Consider the following 5,372-nt stretch of genomic DNA (forward strand, 5'->3'; position numbering starts at 1 on the left):
GCTTTGCGATGATCCGTGGCGGCAAGATCGATCTGACCGTGCTGGGCGCGATGGAAGTGGCCGAAAACGGCGACATCGCCAACTGGATGATCCCGGGCAAGATGATCAAGGGCATGGGCGGGGCGATGGACCTTGTGGCCGGTGTCAAGAAGATCATCGTGGTGATGGAACATTGCGCCAAGGACGGCAGCCCCAAGTTCATCCCGGCCTGCACGCTGCCGCTGACCGGGCGCGGCGTGGTGGACATGATCGTGACCGACCTTGCGGTGTTCAGCCGCGCGGATCACAGTTCGCCGTTCCGCCTGATCGAATGCGCGCCGGGCGTTTCGGCTGCGGACGTGCGGACGATGACTTCAGCACATTACATTGGCGAATGAGGATACTGACATGGCGAATGCTCTTACCGAAATTCCGCTGAACCGCCTCGACGGCAGCGCCGATTCGCTTGCCAGCCATGCGGGCAAGGTGCTGCTCATCGTCAATGTTGCATCCAAGTGCGGACTGACTCCGCAATATGAAGGGCTTGAAACCCTTTACAAAGACAAGGCCGACCGCGGCTTTGAAGTGCTGGGCTTTCCCGCCAACGATTTTGGCGCGCAGGAACCGGGCACGCACGAAGAAATCGCCGAGTTCTGCAAGCTGAACTATGGCGTGTCTTTCCCGCTGTTTGCCAAGGCGGATGTGACTGGCCCTGCCAAGCAACCGCTCTATGCCGCGCTGACGCAGGCGATGCCCGCCAAGCAAGGCCCGGCCGAAGAGTTCCGCGAGAAGCTGAAGGGCTATGGCATGACGCCGACGCAAGACCCTGAAGTGCTGTGGAACTTCGAGAAGTTCCTGATCGGACGTGACGGCGCTGTGGCCGCGCGCTTTGCCCCCGGTGTTACCCCGGACGATCCGGAATTGGTTGCAGCGATCGACGCTGAACTGGCGAAGTGATCGCGGGCTTGCTTGGAGTTCGTGGGACGCCAGTTCCATGAACTGAAGTGCGTTGCATTGTCGTCATCCCGGGTCAAGCCCGGGGAGACGGTATAGAACGGTCAGCTTTAGCTGCAGTTGAAGAGGGTTGCGCCCCATGAGCTACACACTGATTACCGCGAACCGGAACTATTCGAGCTGGTCACTGCGGCCGTGGGTGCTGATGAAGGCGCTGGGCATTGCCTTTGACGACCGGATCGAGCCGTTTACCAAACCGTCGAACTATGACGAGTTCCGCGCGTTTTCGCCCACGGGGCAGGTGCCGGTGCTGATCGATGGGGCGCGCACGGTGTGGGATTCGCTGGGGATCGCGCTCTATCTGGCCGAGCGTCATGCGGGCGTGTGGCCTGCGGATGAAGCGGCGCGCACCTTTGCGATGTGCACCGTGGCCGAGATGCATGGCGGGTTTTCCGCCCTGCGCAACGATTGCACGATGAATGTGGGCGTGCGGGTAAGCCCGCGCCCGATGCGCGAGCCACTGCTGCGCGATGTGGCGCGCGTGCGCGAGATTTTCGAACAGGGGCTGGCGCAGTTTGGCGGGCCTTGGCTGGCGGGCGATGCCTTTACTGCGCTGGATGCATTCTTTGCGCCCGTGGCGTTCCGCATCCGCACGTATGGCCTTGATGTGGGCCAAGGACAGGCTTGGGTCGATCATGTACTGGCCCATCCGGCCATGCAGCAATGGGAAGCCGAAGCACTGGCGGAAGCATGGCGCGAGGAGAGCCATGAGGCCGAACTGGCGGCTGCTGGCGAAGTGATTGCAGACCATCGCAAGGGCTGAAAGCGTAGCCTGACACAATTCCCTGTTGCTTCCTGAAGCACTTCCGGCAAGATCGCGCGCAACGAAAGCGGGATCGAGGGGCCTGAATTGTCAACGCTGTCACTGAAAGTTCGTCTGTTCGCCATGATGGCGCTGCAATTGGCGGTCTGGGGCGCATGGGCGCCAAAGCTGTTTCCTTACATGGGCATGCTGGGTTTCAGTGCCGGTCAGCAAGGCTTGGTGGGCACGTGCTGGGGCATTGCCTCGGTGCTGGGCATCTTCTTCTCTAACCAGTTTGCGGACCGCACGTTTGCGGCTGAGAAGTTTCTGGCCGGAAGCCACGTGATCGGCGGGCTGGCCCTGCTGGGCGTGGCGTTCAGCACCAGCTTTGTGCCGTTCTTCGTGTGCTATCTGATCTACAGCCTTGTCTATGTGCCGACGCTTTCGGTCACGAACACGGTGGCCTTCACGCACCTGCCCAATCCGGCAGAGTACGGCTCGGTCCGTTCGGGCGGCACGGTGGGCTGGATCATGGCGAGTTGGCCGTTCGTGTTCATTCTGGGCGCGCAGGCCGATGCCGCGCAGGTGCGCATGATCTTCGTGGTTGCTGCGGTGATCTCGTTCGTGATGGCGGCGTTTTCGCTGACCCTGCCGCATACTCCCCCAAAGCAGGGCGGGGATGTGGACAAGCTGGCATGGCGGCGCGCGCTGGGCCTGCTGAAGACGCCGGTAGTGGCGGTGCTGTTCCTGGTCACCTTCATCGATTCAGTCGTCCACAACGGCTACTTCGTGCTGTCGGACGCTTTCCTGACCAACCGCGTGGGCATTGCCGGAAACCTGTCGATGGTGGTGCTCAGCCTTGGGCAGGTTGCGGAAATCCTGACCATGCTGGTGCTGGCCAAAGTATTGGCGCGGATGGGCTGGCGCTGGACCATGATCGTCGGCATCCTTGGCCACGCAGCGCGGTTCCTCGCGTTTTCATTCCTGTCTGACAGCATCCCGGCGATCATCGCGGTGCAGCTGCTGCATGGCATTTGCTATGCGTTCTTCTTCGCCACCGTCTATATCTTCGTCGATGAGGCCTTCCCCAAGGACGTGCGTTCATCGGCGCAGGGCCTGTTCAACCTGCTGATTCTGGGCGTGGGCAACATGGTGGCAAGCTTTGCCTTTCCGGCGCTCGTCGCGCGGCTGACCGGGCCGGACGGCGTCGTCGATTACACCACGGTGTTCCTTGTGCCTTCGGCGCTGGCGGCAATCGGCGCGCTGCTGCTGCTGGTCGCGTTCCGTCCGGCCACGCATGGCCCGGCAAATCCTCAGGAGATTCATTGATGTCGCAAGGTTTGATCAATCGCCGGTCGTTGCTGGCAGCGCTGGCAGCTGGCGGCGCGCTGGCGATGGGCGATGCGCCTGCGATGGCCGCACTGCGCGGGGGCAAGCCGTTCTTCAAGCGGATCGGCAAGCCTATCGGGCTGCAGCTCTACACACTGGGCGATATGCCAACCAAGGATCTGGACGGCACGCTGGCCAAGCTGGCGGCGGTGGGCTTTACCGACATCGAACTGCCCAACTTCTACAACCGCAAGCCCGCCGATCTGCGCGCGGCGGCTGACAAGGCGGGCGTGCGCTATAGTTCGATCCACATGAACATGCCGGGGCCATTCACCGGCGGTGCGCTTTCGCTGATGAGTTCGCCGCAGGAGATTGCCGACGGTCTGAATGCGCTGGGCATCTATCAGGTGTTCATGCCGCTGTGCCCGCTGCCCGATGGCTTTTCGATCCCCGAAGGCAAGAACCCGCAAGTGGCGATTGGCGATGCATTGCAGGCGGCGGGCGCGGACCACTGGAAGCGCACGGCGGCGCTGCTGAATGAACGGGCGGCAGCGCTCAAGCCGTTTGGCATCGCGCTGGGATACCACAACCACAACATGGAATTCGCGCCGCTGCCGGGCGGCACAACGGGGTGGGAAATCCTGATGAAGGAGACCGATCCTGCGCTGGTGAACTTCGAACTGGATCTGGGCTGGACATCGGCAGCGGGGCTTGATCCCGCGGTTGAGTTGGGCAAGCTGAAGGGCCGGGTCAAGGCTGTCCACATGAAGGACGTGAAAGCGACGACCAAGACCAACTACGTGATGAGCCAGGATCCGACAGAGGTTGGTTCAGGCCGTCTGCAATGGGCCAAGATCCTGCCTGCTGCGCTGGCTGCGGGCGTGGAGCATTTCTACGTGGAGCAGGAGCCGCCGTTTGCGATGGACCGGCTGGCCGCAGTGACCAAGAGCCACGGGTTCCTGTCGCGCTTCGTGGCCTGAACTTCAGCGTATCGGGAATGGGAGAGGGAGGCCGCCGCGCCTCCCTTTTCTGTATGCGTCACACATGAGTGAATTGCGCAAAAAGAAAGGCTGGTCCGAAGACCAGCCTTGGAAAGTTTGGGAGAGGATGCCTGAAAGGCCTGCTCTATTTGCGGTTCAACGCCCCATTCGGCAAGTGCGAAGGACGGCAAAGCAGTTGCGTTTTGCGCAATCAGAGCTTCCCCGTAAGTTCCGGCACGAGCGTGAAGAGATCGCCGACGAGGCCGATGTCTGCGACCTGGAAGATGGGGGCGTCTTCGTCCTTGTTGATGGCGATGATGGTCTTGCTGTCCTTCATGCCCGCAAGGTGCTGGATCGCGCCGGAGATGCCGACCGCGATGTAGACTTCAGGGGCAACGATCTTGCCGGTCTGGCCGACCTGGTAGTCGTTGGGCACGTAGCCTGCGTCCACCGCAGCGCGCGATGCGCCGATGCCTGCGTTCAGCTTGTCGGCCAGCGGGGTGATGATCTGTTCGAACGTGGCCGCGTCCTTGAGCGCGCGGCCGCCCGAGACGATGATCTTGGCGCTGGTCAGTTCCGGGCGCTCGGACTTGGCGATTTCGGCGCTGACGAAAGTGGACAGGCCGCTGTCGGCGGTTGCCGCGATGGCTTCTACGCTCGCGCTGCCGCCGGTCGGGTCAGCCTTGGCGAAGGCGGTGCCGCGTACGGTGATCACCAGCTTGGCGTCCGAGCTTTCCACCGTGGCAATGGCGTTGCCGGCGTAGATCGGGCGGGTGAAGGTTTTGGGGCCTTCGACCGAGAGGATGTCGGACACCTGCATCACATCGAGCAGCGCGGCGACCCGCGGGGCGACGTTCTTGCCGGTGGTGGTGGCTGGCGCAACGAAAGCGTCGTAATCGGCCATCAGGCCTGCGATCAGGGGGCCAAGGTTTTCCGCCAGCGCGTTTTCGAGCGCGGCGTCATCGGCCTTCAGCACCTTTGCCACGCCAGCGATCTGCGCGGCGGCGCTGGCGGCACCATCACAACCTGCACCTGCGACCAGTGCGGTCACTTCACCAAGCTGGCTGGCAGCGGTGACGGCGGCGAGGGTGGCATCCTTGACGCTGGCGTTGTCGTGTTCGACCAGAACGAGAACCTTGGACATCAGGCTACTCCCATTTCCTTGAGCTTGGCGACCAGCGTATCGACATCGGGCACCTTGATGCCCGCGCTGCGCACCGGCGGTTCGGTGACCTTGAGCGTCTTGAGGCGCGGGGCCACATCGACGCCGTAGTCGGCGGGGGTCTTGTTGGCCAAGGGCTTGGACTTGGCCTTCATGATGTTGGGCA

At 62.5% G+C, this 5,372-nt stretch carries 6 protein-coding genes and 1 pseudogene; 5 read left to right on the forward strand and 2 right to left on the reverse strand.

Annotated elements, in window-relative coordinates:
* From Q8R81_RS00660 to Q8R81_RS00680, 5 genes are all read left to right on the forward strand, one after another.
* Window positions 1–377: CoA-transferase (locus Q8R81_RS00660; RefSeq protein ID WP_305615175.1), on the forward strand; the 377-nt coding region annotated here is incomplete at its 5' end.
* 10 nt (window positions 378–387) lie between these two features.
* Window positions 388–936, forward strand: a complete 549-nt coding sequence (locus Q8R81_RS00665; RefSeq protein ID WP_305615176.1) for a glutathione peroxidase — start codon at window positions 388–390, stop codon at window positions 934–936.
* A 136-nt stretch (window positions 937–1,072) separates the two neighbouring features.
* Window positions 1,073–1,756, forward strand: coding sequence for a glutathione S-transferase family protein (locus Q8R81_RS00670; RefSeq protein WP_305615177.1), 684 nt, complete (start codon window positions 1,073–1,075; stop codon window positions 1,754–1,756).
* Window positions 1,757–1,843: 87 nt separating this feature from the next.
* Window positions 1,844–3,064: an MFS transporter gene (locus Q8R81_RS00675; RefSeq protein WP_305615178.1), complete on the forward strand. Its 1,221-nt coding sequence runs from the start codon at window positions 1,844–1,846 to the stop codon at window positions 3,062–3,064.
* Window positions 3,064–4,044 (forward strand): sugar phosphate isomerase/epimerase, encoded by a 981-nt coding sequence (locus Q8R81_RS00680; RefSeq protein ID WP_305615179.1) that lies wholly within the window; start codon window positions 3,064–3,066, stop codon window positions 4,042–4,044. Before Q8R81_RS00675 ends, Q8R81_RS00680 begins: the two co-directional genes overlap by 1 nt.
* Before the next feature lie 211 nt (window positions 4,045–4,255).
* Here Q8R81_RS00680 and Q8R81_RS00685 read toward each other — a convergent pair whose 3' ends face one another.
* Together Q8R81_RS00685 and Q8R81_RS00690 are read right to left on the reverse strand one after the other, a co-directional pair.
* Window positions 4,256–5,188, reverse strand: a complete 933-nt coding sequence (locus Q8R81_RS00685; protein ID WP_305615181.1) for an electron transfer flavoprotein subunit alpha/FixB family protein — start codon at window positions 5,186–5,188, stop codon at window positions 4,256–4,258.
* A pseudogene (locus tag Q8R81_RS00690) lies at window positions 5,188–5,372 on the reverse strand (electron transfer flavoprotein subunit beta/FixA family protein); the annotation flags it as partial. The pseudogene Q8R81_RS00690 and the gene Q8R81_RS00685, both read right to left, overlap by 1 nt.

The organism is Novosphingobium sp., assembly GCF_030696665.1.
Taxonomy (GTDB): domain Bacteria; phylum Pseudomonadota; class Alphaproteobacteria; order Sphingomonadales; family Sphingomonadaceae; genus Novosphingobium.

Coding starts and splice junctions, on each gene's coding strand:
- Q8R81_RS00665 (WP_305615176.1), top strand. CDS start 388: ATGGCGAATGCTCTTACCGAAATTCCGCTGAACCGCCTCGACGGCAGC.
- Q8R81_RS00670 (WP_305615177.1), top strand. CDS start 1,073: ATGAGCTACACACTGATTACCGCGAACCGGAACTATTCGAGCTGGTCA.
- Q8R81_RS00680 (WP_305615179.1), top strand. CDS start 3,064: ATGTCGCAAGGTTTGATCAATCGCCGGTCGTTGCTGGCAGCGCTGGCA.
- Q8R81_RS00685 (WP_305615181.1), bottom strand. CDS start 5,188: ATGTCCAAGGTTCTCGTTCTGGTCGAACACGACAACGCCAGCGTCAAG.